Raw genomic sequence first — 18238 nt, forward strand, 5'->3', positions numbered from 1 at the left:
CCGCGGCTGTGTCGGCGGTGAAACGGCATCCGGTCAGCGACTTCGTCCGGGAGTGGGAGGCCCCGCGACTGTGCCGGCGGTGAAACGGCATCGGGTCAGCGACTCTCGTCCCGGCGCAGCGCGAGGAAGGTCCCTGCGGCTGTGTCGGCGCCGGATCGGCATCCGTCAGCGGTAGCGTGGCGGTCGAGATGGACGGGGAGCGGGTCGCCTTCGGCGTGCTGGGACCGGTGGCGGCCTGGGACGCGCACGGTGGCGCGCTCGCGCTGAAGGGCCCGAGGCATCGGGCGGTCCTGGCCCGGCTGATCGTCGCCCGCCGCCGGGTGGTGCCCGTCGCCCGTCTGGTCGAGGATCTGTGGGAGGACCCCGGTCCTGGCGCGGTGGGCGCGGTGCAGACCTTCGTGGCGGCGCTGCGCCGGGTGCTGGAGCCGGACCGTCCGCCGAGGACGCCCGCGCGGCTGCTGGTCACCGAGGGGCCCGGGTACGCGCTGCGGGCGGCGCCGGACGCCGTCGACGCCTGGCGGTTCGAGGCCGTCGTCCGTGCCGCCGCCGGACTGCCTCCCGAGCGGGCGCTGACCGCGCTGGAGGAGGCGGCGGCGCTGTGGCGCGGGCCCGCCTACGCCGAGCACGCCGACGAGCACTGGGCCCTGGGCGAACGGCGGCGGCTGGCCGAACTCCGGCTGTCGGCGGCCGAGCAGGTGGCCGAGGCCCGGCTGGCGCTCGGGCTGGCCAGGGAGGCGGTGCCGGACCTGGACGCGCACGTCGCCGAACACCCCTGGCGTGAGGACGCCTGGAGGCTGCTGGCCCTGGCGTTGTACCGTACGGGCCGGCAGTCCGACGCGCTCGCGGTGCTGCGGCGGGCCCGCACGATGCTGGCCGGCCAGTTCGGCGTGGACCCCGGCCCCGGCCTGCGCCGCCTGGAGACCGCCATCCTCAACCAGGACCCGGGCCTGGACCCGCGGCCGGAGAAGACGGACCGGTACCTCGACCACGACGAGCTCGACGCGCGCCGGAAACCGGGCCTGGATCTGCGGCCGGAGGACACGGCCGCCCGAAGCAGGGGGAGCGGCGACGAGGACACGGGCGCCGAAGCCGGGGGGAGCGGCGGAGAGGGGACGGCGGCCGACCGGTTGTGGGCGCGGGCGGCCTCCGACTTCGAGCGCACGGTGGAGCCGGGCGCCCGGCTGCGGTCCGCGGTGGGCCTGCTGCGCGACCTCGCCGTCACCGGCGGCGGCGGGCTGACCTCGGCGCGGGAGCACCGGCTGCAGGCCGTGGTCGCGGCGGAGGAACTCGGCGATCCGGAGCTGACCGCCAGGGTGATCGGCGCCTACGACGTACCCGCGATCTGGACCCGCGCCGACGACCCCGAACAGGCACACCGGATCGTGGCCGCCGCCGAGCGGACGCTGGCCGCCCTGACGGAGGGCCGCGAGCCGCTGCGCTGCCGCCTGCTGGCGACCATCGCCGTCGAGTCGCGCGGAACCCGGTCGCCGCGCGGCCCGCAGGCCGCGCGCGAGGCGGAGGAGATCGCCCGCCAGCCGCTCGACCCGGCGCGGCTGGCGTTCGGGCTCAACGGGGTCTTCATGCAGTCCTGCACGCGGGCCGGTCTCGCCGACCGGCGGGACGCCGTGGGCGCCGAACTGGTGGAACTGTCCGAACGGCACGGCCTTGCCACCTTCGAACTGCTCGGTCACCTGATCCGCACGCAGGCGCTCGGGGCGCTCGGCGACCTCGGGACGGCCGACGTCCACGCCGCCGCCGCCGACCGGCTGGCCGCCCGCGACGATCGGCCGCTGGCCCGGGTTTTCACCGGCGGCTACCGGGCCCTCCGGCTGGCCGCCGCAGGGCGGATCGCCGAGGCGGAGGCCGCCTACCGCGCGCTCGCCGACCGGCTGGCGGGCGCGGGAATGCCCGGCGTGACCCACGGCTTCCTGCCACTGGCACTGCTGTGCCTGCGCCTGGCCCGCCTGCCCGGCCCGGCGGGCGGGCTCGGGCCGGTGCTCGCGACGGTCGGTGACGCCGGGGCGGGGTGGGGACCGTACCGGCTGTGGGCGGAGCCGTTCGCGCTGTTGCGCGACGGGCGCCGCGCGCAGGCCCGTGCGGCGTTGCACGCCCTGCCGGAACCGCCCGCCGACCTGCTGTACGAGGTGTTGTGCTGCCTTGAGGTGGCGGTGGCCGCCGAACTGGGCGACCGGGAGCGGTCACGGCTGCTCCACGCCCGGTTGCTGCCCGCGGCGCACGAGGTCGCGGGGGCGGGCAGCGGCCTGGTGACCCTGGGCCCGGTACGCCGGTGGCTCCGCATGTGCGCACCCTGAGCGGGCTCGCTGCGGCCGAGCGAGGCCCGGACGCTGTGGCGGACACGGGGAAGGGCGGCCCGCTCCGGTGAACGGGCCGCCCTTCGTCAGTCAGGGAGCGACTAGCCGATCGCGTAGGCGCGGCGGACGGTCTGGGTGACCGTGTCGCCGTTGCCGTCGGTCGCGCTCGCGCGCAGCGACACGAATCCGGCGGCGGCCGGGTTGGCGATCCGCGCGGCCCAGTGCGGGCCGGCGGCCTTGACCGGGACGGTGGTCCAGGTGGCGCCGTCGTCGGCCGACATCTCCAGGCGCAGGCTCTTCACCTGTGCTTTGGTGGCGCCGGGGTTGCGCTCGGTCCAGATCGGGATCGTGGTGGTGGATCCGGGTTTGGCGCGGTTGTGGTCGTCGAGCCCGTGCGGCGCGAACCGGACGGCGGTCAGCGGCAGCGCCTGCGCCGAGGCGGTACGCGCCGAGCGGAACGTCCACGCCGCCTCCACCGAGGTTGACAGCGTGGAGTGCGGCACCTGGCGGGTGCCGGTCGCGGTCAGCGTGTACGTCGCAGCCTCGGCGGGCAGGGTCGCCTCCACCCCGCATCCGCGCGGGTCGAACACGTAGCACCCCGTGTAGTCGGTCTTGGCGACGACCTGGCCGTCCTTGGCGAGGGTGACGCTGCCGGAGGCGTCGGCGTCCATGCCGGTCCGGCCCCTGGCGGCGTCGCTGAACAGGCGGGCGGCGCTGAAGGCCAGCTTGTCGCCGTCGCGCTCGCCGCCGAGGGTGGCGAAGGACGGGCCGCTGACCGCCGCGTTCCACGTCTCGCGGGTGTGGCCGCCGGCCAGGCGCCTGCCGGTGTCCTCCGTGAAGGCGTTGCCGGTTCCCAGGGCGGACTGCCAGGTGAGGCCCGGCGTCCGGTACTGGATCAACGTGCCGGGCAGCGTGACGTTCGGCGTGCCGATTCCGAAGGACCAGTCGTTCTCCGCCCACTCGTGCGCCACGTAGTGCCTACCGGTCGCGGCGACGCCCGCGCCCCGGTGCGTGGTGGTCACCTTGGCGAGGTCCTTGGTCCTGGCGGCGTAGGTGAGGTTCTCCGGGATCCCGTCGGCTCCCCGGATGACGAGGTCGTAGCGGTACGGGCTCGGGGTGGCGCCCGGCTTGTGCCAGAGGGTTCTGGCCATGTAGGTGAGCCCCGTCTGCTTCGTGGGGATGGCGTAGAACGCGCTCGGTTCCAACCCGATGGCCAGCCAGCCCAGTCTCCACCAGCCGTTGCCCACGAACTGCTCGAAGAGCCTCTCGGGCGCGGCGGTGGGCTCGTCCACGGTGAACGCCACCGGCTTGCCCTGGCGGGCGTCGACGTTCACCTCCGTGGGCCCTGCGACCTTCACCACCTGGTGGGCGGTGGTGTACTCACTGGCGCCCTGGACGTCCAGGTAGACGTTCCATTCGCCGGCGGGCAGCCGGTAGGTGCCCGACCCTTCCCAGTAGCCCAGGTTGCGCAGCTGGCCGTCGGCGGTGTAGGCGTACCCGAGCATGGCGGCGGGGGCGCCGGTCCGGTCGACGGCGGTGAACCGCACGTCGTAGGACTCGGGTTCGACCCAGGCGTTGGCGACGGTGCGGACGATCTGGTCGCCCGCCTTCGCGGTGACGGTGCCGGGGTGGTCGCCGGGGGCCTTGCCCTCGGTGTTGATCGTGACGGTGACCGGGGTGCTGCCCTTGGCGGGGATCTCGACGCGCTGGGCGGAGACGCGCAGGGTCTCGCCTTCGACGGTGAGGTCGAGGGTGACGGGGGTGTCGGCGGCGTTGGTGTAGACGATCTCGCGGGTGGCCACGCGTCCGCCGGTCGAGCCGTAGGGGAAGGCGGCGTGCAGGTTGGCGGGTGTGGCGACCACCTGCTGCGTCACGGCGCGGAGCACGTCCACGCGTCCGGCGCCCTGGTCGAAGAGGGTGGTGCCGGGCTGGGGCGCGGCGCTGCCGGTGAGGGCGGCCTTGAGCTGTTTGCCGGTCCAGTCGGGGTGTTTCTGCGCCAGGATGGCGGCGGCCCCGGCGACGTGCGGCGTGGCCATGGAGGTACCGGACATGGCCACGTGCGAGCCGTCGGCCGTGCCCTTGGCGGCCGCCGCGATGATGTCCACGCCCGGGGCGGTGACGTCCGGCTTGACCGCGTGGTCGTGCTTCCGGGGGCCCCGGCTGGAGAAGACGGCCATCTTGTCGGACTTGTCGACCGCGCCGACCGTCAGAGCGGCGTCCGCGCTGCCGGGACTGTCGACGGTTCCGGGCCGGGAGCCGCTGTTGCCCGCCGCGATGACGAACAGGGTGCCGGTCTGCTCCGAGAGCGTGTTGACGGCCTGCTCGACCGGATCGAGGTCGGGAGTGTCCGGCCCGCCCAGGCTCATGCTGATGATCTTGGCCTTGACGTCGACGGCGGCCCATTGCATGCCCGCCAGGAGCACGGAGTCGGTGAAGCCGAAGCTGCCGAGCTTGCCGACCGCCAGTTTCGCGCCGGGCGCGACGCCCTTGTACTTGTCGCCGACACCCGCCACGGTCGCTGACACATGGGTGCCGTGGCCGTTCTCATCGGTCGGGTTCGGTTCGTCGGAGAAGTTCCGCGAGTGGGTGACCACGCCCTTGAGGTCGGGATGGTCGGGGTCGTAGCCCGTGTCGAGCACCGCGACGGTGACCCCGGCCCCGGTCAGGCCCTGCTGCCACGCCTGCGGGGCGCCGATCTGCGCGACGCTCCGGTCGAGGGTGGGGAATCGTTTACCGTCGAGCCAGATCTTGCCGGAGGCCCGCGTACGGGCACCGTCCGCGACGGCCTTCCAGGTCCTGGCGGCCTCGGCCTTCGGGACGTTCATCGTCGCCAGGCCCAGCCCGGCCAGCTGCCTGGCCTGCCGCGCGCCGCCGAGCACGGCCGCCTCCCCCGAGGCGGACTGCGTGATCAGCGGGATCTCCTTCTTGTGCGCGTCGCCGTAACCCCACTCAAGGAGCTGGGTGACGTTGAACAGCCGCTCGTCGAGCAGCCCCTGCGCCACCAGCGGCCTGGCGTCCGACGGGACGATGTGCAGGTCGCCGTCGCGCTTCGTCACCTCGAACCGGACCTCGCGCTGTGCGCCCGGCTCGACGTGGTAGCCCTGATCGGTGACGGTGACCCGGTCTCCCGTCAGCAGGGTCACCGTCCCCGGGGACGCCCCGGCGGGGGCGGCGCTAGCGGTGGCGGCGGTAGCGACGCCGGCGGTCGTCGAGGCCACCATCGCGGTGGCGAGCATGCTGATGCGTAACTTCAAGCTTTCTCCCCATGGTTGACAGATTGCTTTGACCATAAGCGGCGCACACTGGCAAGTCGCTGTAAACCACGCAACCGGCCCACAAGATCACTCTCTGGCGCCCCTTCCCTGTCGGATTCACCCCGTGCTCCCTTCATTCAAAGTTTGAAAGAAGGGCAGATGCGCGGATCCCTGAAACGGATGCGGGCCGACAACCGCTCGATGGTGCTCGACTACGTCGTACGGCAGGGCCCCGCCGCCCGTCTCGACATCGCCGACCACGGCATGGGCGGCGCCTCCGCGCTGGCCGAGATCATCCCGTACGAAGCGGCCTGACCCCGCTGGGGCCTCCCCTCGCGGGGGAGGCCCCAGCCTCCTGAGTTTGCTGGCAAGCGGGCAAAAGTACCGCCAAGCTCCGCGAATCACCCCGGCATTCGGGCAGGCCCAGGTCATGAGGCTGGTCGTCGATCTCAACCGCTGCCAGGGGTACGCGCAGTGCGCCTTCCTCGCACCCGACGTGTTCACCCTGTACGGCGAAGAGGCCCTGATGTACGCCCCCAACGTGGAGGAGCCGCAGCGGGAGCAGGTCAGGCGCGCGGTCGCCGCCTGCCCCGTCCAGGCCATCTCGGTGGACGGCGTCGGCAAGGCCGGCGGGCAGGGTGGCGGGCAGGGTGGCGGGCAGGGTGGCGGGCACGGTGGCGGGCATGGCCGGTGACGACATCGGGCGCATCGTCGTCGTCGGAGCCTCGCTGGCCGGGCTGCGGGCGGCGGAGAAGCTGCGGCAGGAGGGCTTCACCGGCACCATCACCATGATCGGCGACGAGCCGCAGGAAGCCTACGACCGGCCGCCGCTGTCCAAGCAGGTCCTGATCGGCCGGGTGCCGCCGGACTCCACCGCGCTGCCGTGGCGCTGCGCCGTGGACGCCGAATGGCGGCTCGGCACCCCCGCCACCGGACTGGACCTGGAAGGCAGGAAGGTCCGCCTCGCCGACGGCGAGGAGGTGCCCTTCGACCGCCTCCTGATCGCCACCGGCACCCGGGCCCGGCCGTGGGCCAAGGAGGTCGAGGCCGAACTCGACGGGGTCTTCGTGCTCCGTACCAGCGGCGACGCCGCCGGGCTGAGCCGCAAGCTGAACGCCGGGCCGCGCCGCGTGCTGGTCGTCGGCGCCGGGTTCACCGGCTCCGAGATCGCCTCCGCCTGCCGCGAGCGCGGGCTGGAGGTCACCGTCGTCGAACGCGGACCCGCTCCGCTCGTCGGGGCGCTCGGCGGCGTGATCGGCGGCGTCGCGGCCGAACTCCAGCGCGCCCACGGCGTCGACCTGCGCGGCGGGCTCACCCTGACCGCGCTCGAAGGCGACCAGGCGGGCCGGTTGCGGCGTGCCCATCTGTCCGACGGCGGCACCGTCGACGCCGACGTCGCGGTGATCGCGCTCGGCGCGCTCCGCAACACCGAATGGCTCGCCGGCTCCGGCCTCGCCGCCGGGCCGCGTGGCGTCGCCTGTGACGCGGGCTGCCGCGCCTTCGACGTCAACGGCCTGGTCACCGAGGACATCTTCGTCGCCGGAGACGTCGCCCGCGCCCCGCATCCGCTGTTCGGCTACCGGTTCCTGTCGCTGGAGCACTGGGGCAACGCCGTCGAGCAGGCCGAGATCGCCGCTCACAACATGGTCAGCCCCGGCCCCCGGCGCCGCCCCCACCTGTGGGTGCCCGCGTTCTGGTCGGCGCAGTTCGGCGTCAACATCAAATCCGTCGGTGTCCCGCCGATGGGCGAGGAACTCGTCGTCACCCAGGGCGCGCTGTCCGAGCACCGCTTCGTGGCGGTCTACGGCTTCCAGGGGCGCGTCATCGCCGCCGTCGGCTTCGACCAGGGCCGGTGGCTGGAGTTCTACCAGGGGCTCATCGAGTCTGCGGCGCCCTTCCCGCCCGAGTTCGCCACCGTGGACCGGCCCCCGGACGGCCGGCGTCCCGTGCCCGCCGACTTCCCCGACCCGTCGCTGCCCAGCCACGGGCCCACCGTCACCGTGAGCGGGTACGCGCCCAACGAGCGCCGCGTCACGTTCACCCCGGCCCGCCCCTGAAGGACACCGCCATGAGCTCCGACACCCTGGTCCGGCAGATCCTCGACTACGGCAACCGCGCCGACCCCTACCCGCTGTACGCCGAACTGCGCCGCACCCCGGTGGCCAGGCAGCAGGACGGCGTCTACGCCGTCGGCACCTACTGGGAGGTGCAGCGCCTGCTGCACGACCCGAGGATCAGCTCCGACGCCCGCAACCGCGACCCCCGCGCGGGCGGCCCGCCGCTGCCGCAGGAGGACGACCGCCTGCCGCCCAGCTTCATCCGCCTCGACCCGCCCGAGCACGACCGGCTGCGCCGCATGGTGAACCGGCCCTTCGGCCCGCCGCACAGCCCCCGCCGCATCCACGACATGCGCGGCGAACTCTCCCGGATCGTCACCGGGCTGATCGACCGCTTCCCCGGCAACGGCCACGTGGACATCGTCGACGACCTCGCCTATCCGTTCCCCGTCACGGTGATCTGCAAGGTGCTCGGCGTGCCGCACGAGGACGAGCCGCGCTTCCACCGCTGGGCCCAGGCCATCGTCGCCGGCCTCGACATCAAACCCGGCGAGGACCCCGAAGAGCGCATCCGTGTCGCCCAGGCCGCGCGCATGGAACTGGGCTCGTACCTGAACGACCTCATCGAGGAGCACCGCCGCGCCCCCGGCGACGACATGTTCTCCGCCCTGGTCACCGACACCGGGCCGGACGGGCGGCTGCCGGCGATCGACCTGGTCGTCACCGGGGTGCTGCTGCTCATCGCGGGCCACGAGACGACCGTCAACCTGATCGCCAACGGCATGCTCACCCTGCTGCGCAACCCCGTCCAGCTCAAGCGGCTGCGCGAGGAGCCCGGACTGGTCGTGCCGCTCGTGGAGGAACTGCTGAGGTTCGAGCCGCCGGTGCAGTTCGTGCCCTCGCGCACCTGCCTGGACGACATCGAGGTCGCGGGCACCGTGATCCCCAAGGGCGCGCCCATCTGGCTGTTCCTGGCGGCCGGCAACCGCGACCCGGAGCGTTTCCAGCGGCCCGACGTGTTCGACCCGGAGCGCCGCGACAACCAGCACCTCGGCTTCGGCAGCGGTATCCACTACTGCTTCGGGGCGCCGCTGGCCCGGCTGGAGGCGCAGCTCGCGCTGACGGAGCTGGCCCGGCGGCTCGGCGACCCGCAACTCGTGACCGACCCGCCGCCGTACCGGACCAACCCGGTCCTGCGCGGCCCCCGCCATCTGCCGGTGACCTTCGCCGACCTCATGGACTGACCCGGCCGGGTGACCACTCGGGGCCTCACCGGACTCCGGCCCGGATCATCCCCGCATACGATCATCCGTGAAGGCATCGAAGGAGGTCCGCATTGCTCCGCTTACGCCTGTCCGCCGTGGTCGCCGCGATCCTGGGCGCGTCCCTTCTCCCCGTACCGGCCTCGGCCGCGTCCGCCTCTCCTTTGACCTGCTCGCCGCTCGTGCCGGTCTACGGCGTGGACGCCGACGGGAAACTGCGATGGTACGGCCACCGCGCCGGAGCCTCCGGCGCCGACTCCTGGGCCGCCGACAGCGGCAAGGAGATCGGCCACGGCTGGAACACCCTGACGAAGGTCTTCTCCGGCGGCGACGGTGTGATCTACGCGATCGACGCGACCGGCGACCTGAAGTGGTACCGCCACCTCGCGCCGCAGACCGGCGAACGCGGCTGGGCACCCGGCGAACGCACCGTCGTCGGCACCGGCTGGGGCGCCTTCGTCGACGTCGTGTCGGCGGGCTCCGGCGTCATCTACGCCCTCGACCGGGCCGGTGACCTGCGCTGGTACCGCCACCTCGGTCCGGCCACCGGCACGACCGCGTGGGCGCAGGGCAGCGGCAAGGTGATCAGGTCCGGCTGGGGGGCGATCACCTCCCTGATGACCGGCAGGGACGGCATCCTGTACGGGATCAACGCCGCCGGCCTGGTCCGGTGGTACGACCACTCCGACCCGGAGGGCGGCGGCACCGCCTTCGGCCCCGGCACCGGCCTGGTGGCGGGCGAGGGCTGGGAGCGCTACCGCAGCCCGGCGGGCGCGGGCGCGGGCGTCGCCTACGCTCTCGACGGCTCAGGCGGCCTGTGGTGGGAACGCCACGCCGACCCGCGCGCGGGCGCCCCCGTGTGGGGGCAGCGCGTCCCGGCACGCGCCGGGTTCGCCGGGTTCAGGACGGTCTTCGCCGACGTCGCCGCCTGCTCCTCCGACGCGGCGTTCACCGGGCAGACTCCCGGCGAGGACGGGCAGAGCCTCTACTACAGCGGTGGCAAGGTGGGCGCGGTCATGACGCGGGGCGCGCGCACCGCGGTGACGTTCGGCGGGCTGCGCAGGTTCACCGAGCCCTCGACGACGGCGACCGTCTCGACCCGCGCGTGGGTGCGCCTGTTGCCAGGGCCGTGGGACCCGGCGGCCGAATGGGCGGCGGCGTGGCCGTCCGCCAACGCCGGCCGTACCGACGACGACCTGCTGGCCGTCGCCACCCAGTACTTCGCGGGCGCCGCCGACCGGACGGAGAACGGGCTCGTGTACGCGGGCGACGCCGACTACGGGCCGTTGCTGCCGGACGGCACCAGGCAGGAGGGCGCCGACTTCAACGACTACCTTGGCGTGACCTGGACCTACGGCACCAGAACCGACCCCCCGGAGGCCGACCAGAAGAAGGCGCTGGACTGCTCGGGCTACGTCCGCATGGTCTTCGGATACCGGGGCGGCCACCCGCTGGGCATCGATCCGGTGCCGAGCCCGGCCGCGCTGCCGCGCCGGGCCGTGCAGATGGCCGACGAGCGGGCGCCGGGCGTCACCGTCGCCGACGGCGGCCTCGCCAAGCCCGGCTCCTACGGCGCCTTACGGGCCGGTGACCTGCTGTTCTGGGACGGCAGCGCCGACGACGGCACCGACATCGACCACGTCGGCATCTACCTGGGGGTGGACTCGGCGGGCAAGCACCGCTTCGTCTCCAGCCGCAAGACGCCGAACGGCCCCACGCTCGGCGATGTGGGCGGTCCCTCGACGCTCGACGGCGGGACCCTCTACGACCGGACGTGGCGCAAGGCCAAGCGGCTCTGAGCGTCACAGGCGTCACAGGCGGGCGAGCAACTCGGCCTTCTTCGTGCTGAACTCCTCGTCGGTGAGCAGGCCCTCGGCGTACAGGCGGCCCAGCTCGCGGATCCGGTCGTAGATCACCGACGCGTCGGCGTCCGCGGCGGGCCCGCCCTGGGCGGCCGCGTCGAAGGGGGCGAGACTCGGCGCGGGCGCCTCCAGGGCTCGTGCGGCGGCGGGCCCGGAGGTCACGCTCGTGCCGGCAGGGGGCGTCACCGGCGGGTGTGTGCCGCTGTCGCGCGAAGAACCCGCGGACGTCCACAGATGCGCGGTCACGGTCGCGGCCATCACCAGCGCCCAGGCGTCCTCCTTGGCGCTGTCCTCGGTGAGCAGGCAGGCGAGGTCCTTGCCGGGCTTGACCCCCTCGTGATCCTCTTCTCCGGTCACGACCCGCAGGTGGCCCTCGCCCGTCGAGTCGTCCGGCACCCAGTCGACCCGCCGTACGTCCGCCAGCGGGTACGCCACCCGGCGCTGCCTGCGTTTGCGGGAACCGGCCTCGTCCGACCACTCCAGCCGGATCGCCTCGCCGTCGAAGCTCGCGGTGCCCTCCCACGTCCGGATGCGCAGCGGCAGCGGGGGGACGAGCCCGAGCGCGAACTCCTCCGGGCGCGGCCCGCCGCCGCCCACCCGGGCGGCCTCGACCGTGAGCCTGAGCCGGTCGGCGTGGTACTCGGCGACGAGTTCGGTGTCGGGCCCGCCGGTCAGCACGAACGGCCGGGCCCTGTCGGGCAGCAGCCCGCCGACCTCGGCGTACGGGTCGGCCCGGTCGAGCAGCCGCAGCCGCAGCCGCCAGCCTTTCTTCCCCTCGGCCGCGAACTCCACCGCCGCGATGGCCGCGACCGGGACCTCCAGCCGGGACAGGACCTTCAGCAGCGCGTGGGTCCGCCACCGGGAGCTGTACTGGATCACGACCTTCTCGTGATCCAGATGCCACGTCGCCGTCCGCCCCTGCAGTTGATCCATGCCGACGAGTCTAGAGCTGACGTTCCCGGCGTATGCGGACGAACTTCCGGATCGCCGGTCAGTAGCAGCGGGCTCTGGTGGGGGTCACCCGGATGGCGGTGGAGAAGTCGGCGAAGGTCTGCTCGGGCGTCAGGCCCGCCCACTCCATCGACTCCAGGTGCTTGTCCAGGTAGGCGGCGACCTCCTGCTCGGTCAGCGGCGCGGACCCGCCGGGCGGCGCGGGGGACAACTCGGCCGTGCCCTCGATGGTGAGCACGCTGTGGTGCTCGGCGTCGCCGTCGAGGTCGAGGTTGAGCGAGACCCGGGGGTTGGCGCGCAGGTTGCGGACCTTCGGCGCCTCCGGGTTGCTGAGGATCAGGAACGTCGTCCCGTCCCACACGTACCCCACGGGTGAGGACTGGGGCTGGCCGTCCGGGGCGACCGTGGTCAGCCAGACGATGGTCTGCTCTTCGAGGCGCTGTTCGGCGTCGGCACCTGCCTCGCCGTCGAGGTTGGGAAGCACGCGTGCAGTTTACGCAGAAGTTGATCGTCTGCGAGGCCGTCTTGGCGGATGTCGGTCAGGTCGTCGCCCAAGCGCCCCCGCGCCGAGCAGCCCGTGGGGACACTATGGGAGCGCCCTGACGCGTACGTGACGAACAATCTCCGGCGCGCGACCGCGTGCCGCGCGCACTGCCCAGACTGGGACCATGCGTGCCGCCTACATCGAGCAGTTCGGTCCACCCGAGGTCATCACGTACGGCGAGCTGGCCGAACCCCGCCCCGGCCCGAACGACGTGCTGGTCGACGTCGCCGTCACGGCGGTCAACCACGTGGACACCTTCGTGCGCTCCGGAGCCTGGCGCACCCCGCTCGCCTTCCCGTTCGTGATCGGCAGAGACCTGGCCGGTACGGTCGCCGAAGCCGGCCCCGGAGCCGCCGGGTTCGCCCCGGGCGAGCGGGTGTGGTGCAACAGCCTCGGCCACGCCGGCCGCCAGGGGGCCGCCGCCGAGCGCGCGGTCGTCCCCGCCGAGCGGCTCTATCGGCTGCCGGACGGCGTCGATCCCGAGGACGCGGTCGCGGTGGCGCACCCGGCGGCCACCGCTTACCTGGCGCTGTTCACGCACGGCCGGGTGCGTCCGGGGGACACGGTCGTGGTCGAGGGCGGCGCGGGCAACGTGGGCAGCGCCCTCGTGGTCATGGCGGCCGAGGCGGGAGCCCGCGTGGTCGCCACCGCGCGGGCGGGAGACGCGGAGTTGTGCCGGGCACTGGGTGCGGCGGAGGTCGTGGACCACCGCGACCCGCAGGCCGCGAAGCGCCTGCGCGAGCACTGCCCGGCGGGCGCCGACCTCTATCTGGACACCTCCGGGCGCAACGACCTGGAAGGCGCGGTGGACCTGCTCGCCAAGCGGGGCCGGATCGTGCTGCTGGCCGGGATGCGTACCCGCCCGGTGCTGCCGGTGGGCCCGCTCTACCTGAAGGACTGCTCGATCGCGGGGTTCGCGATCTCGCAGGCCACCACGGCGGAGCTGGCGGAGGCGGCGGCGACGATCAACCGCCTGCTCGCCGCCGGGCGGCTGCGTCCGAGGGTGCTCTCGCGGCTGCCGCTGTCCGACGCGGCGCGGGCGCACCGCATGGTCGAGGAGGGCGCGGGCGGCGGGAAGATCGTCCTCAGCGTGACTTGACGAACCCTGCGTGAGTGCCTGGCCCGCCGCCGGAGGGCGGCCGCAGGATCCAAGTCATGGGCGCATCGATAATCGACACTTCACCACTTTTCCAACTAAGTGCCGATATATCAGTATCGGCGGCTCCGGAGGACGTCTACGCGGTCGTCAGCGACCTGCCGCGCAGCGGCGAGTGGAGCCCGGAGTGCCAGGGCGGGGTCTGGATCTCCGGCGAGCCCGCGACGGAGGGCGCCGTCTTCCGGGGCCGGAACCTCCGCAGCCCCGATGTCGTCGCCTGGGCCCCGCTGGTGCGCGGCACCTGGCACACCGAATGCCGCGTCGTCGCCGCCGAACCCGGCCGCGCCTTCCGCTGGATGATGCTCTCCTACGCCGGAGAGGACCAGGAGAGCGTCTGGGGCTTCGCGATCGCCCCGCAGGCGGGCGGCTCGCTGCTGACCCACCACTTCCGGATGGGCAAGGCCACCTACGGCATCCACAAGATCGTCGCCGACCTGGGCGAAGGGGAACGCGGGCGCTTCGTCGCCGAGTGGGCGGCGAAGCTCGAAGGCGATCTCGCGGCGACGCTCAAGCGGCTCAAGGACGTCATCGAGACGTCCTGACACCGAACCGCCGACAAACGGCCGACAGGCGTGGGGAGAGGGCAGTCGCATGTTTCTGCAACGAGTAGGCAATCGTGGGATCCGGCTGGGCACACTGTTCGAACGGGCCGCCCGCAGGCACCCGGCCTGCCCGGTGATCCTCGACCATGATCTCGACATCGCCCCCGAGCGCGGGCGGCGGCTGGTCCTGACCGAACTGGCGGACCTGGTGGACGACTTCGCCTCCCGGCTGTGGGCCGCCCGGGTCCGCCCCGGCGAGCGGGTCGTGGTCCACAAGTCCAACAGCTTCGACATCTCCCTGCTGACCTGCGCGATCGTCCGCATCGGCGCCGTGCCCGCGCTGCTGTCGCCCAAGCTGGACGGCGCGACCGTACGCGAACTCGTCAGCCGCATGAACCGCCCGTACCTGATCACCGACCAGGTCAAGATCGAGACCGAGCTGTCCGACAAGGTCTTCGACCTGGCCGAGCGGGTGCTGCTGGCCACCGGCACCCACCCGCAGGCCGTCTCGCTGGCCGACTTCGCCGGGGCCGAACGGGTGGCGCCGGTGACCATGCCGCGCGAGCACCCGACCCTGATCACACACACCTCCGGGACCACCGGCGTCCCGAAGCTCGCCGTCCACACCGGGCAGACCTTCCAGGCGAGGTACCGGCCCCAGGCGACCATCGTGGCGGCGGCGCTGCGCAAGCGGGAGCCGATCGCGATCCACGTCTCGTTCGTGCACTCGCGCATGTACACCGCCATGCCCATCTCGATCCTGCAGGGGCACCCGCTGCTCATCCTGCGGGAGGACGACCCGGAGGCCGTGGCCGACCTGTTCGCGGCCGTCCCGCCCGGCTTCATCGAGGCCCACCCGAACGCGTTCCTGCGGTGGGAGGTGCTCGCCGACGACCCGCGCGGCCCGCTGGCCAACGTGAAGTACTTCAGCTCCACCTTCGACGCGATCCACCCGAGGACGGTGAACCGCCTGCTGCGCGCCTCGCGGCGGCGTGCCCCCCGGTTCGCCCAGTCGTACGGCCAGAGCGAGGTCGGCCCGATCGCCGCGCGCACCTACAGCAGGAAGGGCGGCGCCGACTTCGACGCCCGCTGTGTCGGCCGGCCCTTCCCCGGCATGACCGGCGTGCGCGTCGTCAGCCGCGACGGCAGGCGCCCGACCAAGTCCTCGCCCGGCTACATCGAGGTGCTCAGCAACGGCCGGATCATCACCTACCTGGGCGAGCACCCGCGCTGGGAACTGCAGGCCGAGGGCGAGTGGTGGCGGATGGGCGACGTCGGCTACCGCACCAAATGGGGCTGCCTGCACATGCTCGACCGCGAGGTCGACGAGATCCCGGGGATCGACAGCACTCTGGAGATCGAGGACAAGCTGCTCACCCGGCTGCCCGAGCTGATCGAGGTCGTGCTCGTCCCCAACGCCGACGACCTGCCCCAGCCGGTGGTGTCCACCCGGGAGAACCGGCCCCTGGACCCGGCCGCGTGGCGGGCCGCGGTCGCGGGGCTGCCCCGGCTCGCCGACCCGGTGCAGTGGCGGCAGGAGGACCTGCCGCAGACCGCGACGACGAAGATCAGGCGCCTGGAACTGGCCGAACTCCTCAAGGCCGGGCGGCACAACGGCGAACCCGCGACCTGACGCATTCGGCGTCCCGCCCGAACGGGCGCAGTCACATTCGTTTTCGGTGCGCGTGACCCCCGCAGCACGAAACTCCATGAGAACCAAGGAAATGGGGCAGTCATGTCCATTGACCGGGTGAACCGGGCGGGACCCGAAGTGAAAACGCCCGCACAACTGAACTCGCTCACCGGGCTGCGCTGGGTGGCCGCGCTCACGGTGTTCCTCACCCACGCGTTACAGACCCCGGTGAGCGTGCCCCGAGGCGAGTTCGGCGCGGCCGTCAACGCGCTGGTCGCCATGACGGGGACCGTCGGCGTCTCCGTCTTCTTCGTCCTGAGCGGCTTCGTGCTCACCTGGTCGGCGCGCCGGGACGACACCGCGCCCCGGTTCTGGCGGCGCCGCTTCTTCAAGGTCTACCCCAACTACCTCGTCGCCTTCCTGGTGGCGGTGGCGTTCATCGCCTGGATGGGCGAGGCGGTCGGCTACGCGAGCCTGTCCGAGCAGGCGCCGGCCGTCGTCCCCCAACTGCTGCTGGCGCAGGCGTGGTGGAGCGACCTCGGGATCAGCGCCGCCTTCAACACCGTCGGATGGACGCTGTCCATCGAGGCCGTGTTCTACCTGTGCTTCCCCGCGCTGTTCGCGCTGCTGAGCCGGGTGCGCCCGGGGCGGCTGTGGTACTGGGTCGGCGCCATGGTGGTGCTCGTCTTCGCCTTCCCACAGCTCGCACGGCTGCTGCCGGAGGGCGAGCCGGTCTTCTGGGGCCTCGGCAACTGGGAGATGTGGTTCGTCTACATGTTCCCCCTCACCCGGATGGCCGAGTTCGTGATCGGCATCCTCCTGGCCAGGATCGTGCTGACCGGCCGCTGGATCGGCTTCCCGCTCCGGGCGGCGGCACTCGTCCTCGCCGCCTCCTACGCCGTGGTCCTCAACGTCCCCCCGGTGTACGCGATCGCGGCGGTGGCCATCGTCCCGATCATCCTGCTCATCCCGGCCGCCGCCACGGCGGACCTCGAAGGCCGCAGATCCTTCCTGGCGCACCCCGTCATGGTGCGGCTGGGCACCCTCTCCTACGCCTTCTACCTCCTGCACGCCCTCGCCATCACGCTGATCTTCTTCTTCCTCGGCCCCGGCTTCCAGGCGACCGGCCTGTCGGCCGCCGGGCTGTTCGCGGGCAGCCTCGCCCTGTCGCTGGCGGCGGCCTGGGTGCTCTACGAACTCGTCGAGAAGCCGGTACAGCGCAGGTTCGCCACGAGCCGCGCCCGCAGGCTCCAGGAACAGACCGAACACCCCGAAGTACCGACCCGGTGGAGGTGAACGCCCGTGGGTTCCGCAGCCAGGACCGCGATCATCGGCGGAGGCATGGCCGGATGCGCGGCGGCCAGAGAACTCGTCAGAAGCGGCCGCGAGGTCACGATCTTCGAGACGGGGGAGGGGCTGGGCGGGCGGGCACGCTCGTGGCACCGGCCCGAGATCGAGCCCACCGTCGGCATCAACCTCATGTACGTCAGCTTCTACCCGCTGATGACGAGACTGGTCGAGGAGTACGGTCTCAAGGACCAGCTGGTGCGCATCTCCAGCGACGTCTACATCTCCGACGGCGGCAACGCCGTACCGCTGTCGTCGGACTCCCCGCTCAACATCCTGAAGTACCCGCTGGCGTCGCTGCGCGACCGGCTCGGCTTCGCGTTCGCGGGCCTCCAGCAGGTACGGCGACGCGACCGCCTCGACCTGTTCGACCCGCTCAAGGCGGCGCCGTTCGACGACGGCAGCTCGATCGCCGACTTCGCCCACCGGTACATGTCGCCGCGCGGCTTCGACTTCCTGCTGCGTCCCCAGGTCGAGGGCTTCTGGAACTTCAGGTGCGAGGACGTCTCCAGCGTGCACGGCCGGGCCCTGCTGGCCTGGCTGGGCGGCTCGACCTTCCAGGTCTTCCGCGACGGCATGCAGGTCCTGGCCGAGCGCCTGACCGAGGGCGCGGAGCACCGGCTCGGCCACGAGGTCACCGACCTGCAGCTGACCGGCGAGGGGGTCCGGGTGATCGCCCGCACCCCGTCGGGCGACCCCGTCGGCACGGTCGTCGACGACGTCGTGGTGGCCACCCCGGCGCCGATCGCCGCCAAGCTCACCGCCACGCTGCCCGGCGACGTGGTCGGCGGCGAGACCCGCACGTTCCTGGAGACGCAGGAGTACGAGCCCGCGATCTCCTTCGCCTACCTGGTCGAGCCGGGCGGCCTGCCTGCGGGCGCGCACATCGTGGCGGGCGGGTCGGCCGACCCGCCGATCCGCAACATGATCACCTATCCGCGCAAGGTGCGCGACGGCGACGGGCGCCTGACGGACCGGCTGCTGGTGTTCGCCTACCCGGGCCGGGCGCTGACCAGGCGGCTGCTCGGGGCCGCGCCGCAGGAGCAGTTCGCGGCGGTCACCCCGCTGCTCAAGACGCTCTGGCGGGACTTCCCCGCCGACTGCGAGCCGTTCCACGTCGTCGAGCGGCCTTTCGGCTTCCCGATCCCGGCGCCGGGCCGCTACCGCAGCTCGGCCCGGGTGACCCGCGGCCTGCGCCCGCCGGTGGTCTTCGCCGGCGACTACTTCAACTCGCCGACCACGGAGGCGGCGCTGCTGTCCGGCGTACGCGCCGCGAACGCGCTCCTCACCGCCTGACGCTCGGGTAAGAGGCCCACAC

14 protein-coding genes are annotated in these 18238 nt (G+C 72.9%); 11 read left to right on the plus strand and 3 right to left on the minus strand.

All coding sequences use genetic code 11. The annotated features are described in order from the left end of the window. Window positions 1-188 precede the first annotated feature (188 nt). A complete protein-coding gene (locus ABD120_RS16950) occupies window positions 189-2312 on the plus strand; it encodes an ATP-binding protein (RefSeq protein ID WP_343950859.1) in 2124 nt (707 codons plus the stop codon). 101 nt (window positions 2313-2413) lie between these two features. On the opposite strand, the gene ABD120_RS16955 is transcribed toward ABD120_RS16950, so the two are convergent. Beyond that, a complete protein-coding gene (locus tag ABD120_RS16955) occupies window positions 2414-5566 on the minus strand; it encodes a S8 family serine peptidase (protein ID WP_343950860.1) in 3153 nt (1050 codons plus the stop codon). 159 nt (window positions 5567-5725) lie between these two features. On the opposite strand from ABD120_RS16955, the gene ABD120_RS16960 reads away from it, so the two are divergent. From ABD120_RS16960 to ABD120_RS16980, 5 genes are all read left to right on the plus strand, one after another. Further along, on the plus strand, window positions 5726-5881 hold the full coding sequence (locus ABD120_RS16960; RefSeq protein ID WP_343950861.1) for a hypothetical protein: 156 nt from the start codon (window positions 5726-5728) through the stop codon (window positions 5879-5881). A 115-nt stretch (window positions 5882-5996) separates the two neighbouring features. After that, the gene (locus ABD120_RS16965; RefSeq protein ID WP_343950862.1) at window positions 5997-6260 is read left to right on the plus strand and encodes a ferredoxin; all 264 of its coding nucleotides are present in this window, start codon (window positions 5997-5999) and stop codon (window positions 6258-6260) included. Next, window positions 6217-7623: an NAD(P)/FAD-dependent oxidoreductase gene (locus tag ABD120_RS16970; protein WP_343950863.1), complete on the plus strand. Its 1407-nt coding sequence runs from the start codon at window positions 6217-6219 to the stop codon at window positions 7621-7623. The genes ABD120_RS16965 and ABD120_RS16970 overlap by 44 nt, the downstream gene beginning before the upstream one ends. An 11-nt stretch (window positions 7624-7634) precedes the next feature. Continuing rightward, entirely contained in the window at window positions 7635-8867 is a 1233-nt protein-coding gene (locus tag ABD120_RS16975) for a cytochrome P450 (protein ID WP_343950864.1), read from the plus strand. 92 nt (window positions 8868-8959) lie between these two features. Further along, window positions 8960-10684, plus strand: a complete 1725-nt coding sequence (locus ABD120_RS16980) for a tachylectin-related carbohydrate-binding protein (protein ID WP_343950865.1) — start codon at window positions 8960-8962, stop codon at window positions 10682-10684. A 12-nt stretch (window positions 10685-10696) separates the two neighbouring features. Here ABD120_RS16980 and ABD120_RS16985 read toward each other — a convergent pair whose 3' ends face one another. Both ABD120_RS16985 and ABD120_RS16990 read right to left on the minus strand, forming a co-directional pair. Then, complete coding sequence (locus ABD120_RS16985) at window positions 10697-11680, minus strand: DUF4429 domain-containing protein (protein ID WP_343950866.1); 984 nt, start codon at window positions 11678-11680, stop codon at window positions 10697-10699. 58 nt (window positions 11681-11738) lie between these two features. Next, entirely contained in the window at window positions 11739-12182 is a 444-nt protein-coding gene (locus tag ABD120_RS16990; protein WP_343950867.1) for a nitroreductase/quinone reductase family protein, read from the minus strand. Between the two features lie 184 nt (window positions 12183-12366). On the opposite strand from ABD120_RS16990, the gene ABD120_RS16995 reads away from it, so the two are divergent. From ABD120_RS16995 to ABD120_RS17015, 5 genes are all read left to right on the plus strand, one after another. After that, window positions 12367-13341 (plus strand): NADPH:quinone reductase, encoded by a 975-nt coding sequence (locus ABD120_RS16995; RefSeq protein ID WP_343950868.1) that lies wholly within the window; start codon window positions 12367-12369, stop codon window positions 13339-13341. Between the two features lie 56 nt (window positions 13342-13397). After that, window positions 13398-13940 carry an SRPBCC family protein gene (locus tag ABD120_RS17000; protein WP_343950869.1) on the plus strand — a complete coding sequence of 181 codons (543 nt, stop codon included), beginning with the start codon at window positions 13398-13400 and terminating at the stop codon, window positions 13938-13940. 49 nt (window positions 13941-13989) lie between these two features. After that, window positions 13990-15573: an AMP-binding protein gene (locus ABD120_RS17005; RefSeq protein ID WP_343950870.1), complete on the plus strand. Its 1584-nt coding sequence runs from the start codon at window positions 13990-13992 to the stop codon at window positions 15571-15573. Between the two features lie 102 nt (window positions 15574-15675). Then, window positions 15676-16869 carry an acyltransferase family protein gene (locus ABD120_RS17010; protein ID WP_343950871.1) on the plus strand — a complete coding sequence of 398 codons (1194 nt, stop codon included), beginning with the start codon at window positions 15676-15678 and terminating at the stop codon, window positions 16867-16869. Between the two features lie 6 nt (window positions 16870-16875). Continuing rightward, a complete protein-coding gene (locus ABD120_RS17015) occupies window positions 16876-18216 on the plus strand; it encodes an FAD-dependent oxidoreductase (RefSeq protein ID WP_343950872.1) in 1341 nt (446 codons plus the stop codon). Window positions 18217-18238 lie beyond the last annotated feature (22 nt).

This window comes from Nonomuraea longicatena (assembly GCF_039525605.1).
GTDB lineage: Bacteria > Actinomycetota > Actinomycetes > Streptosporangiales > Streptosporangiaceae > Nonomuraea > Nonomuraea longicatena.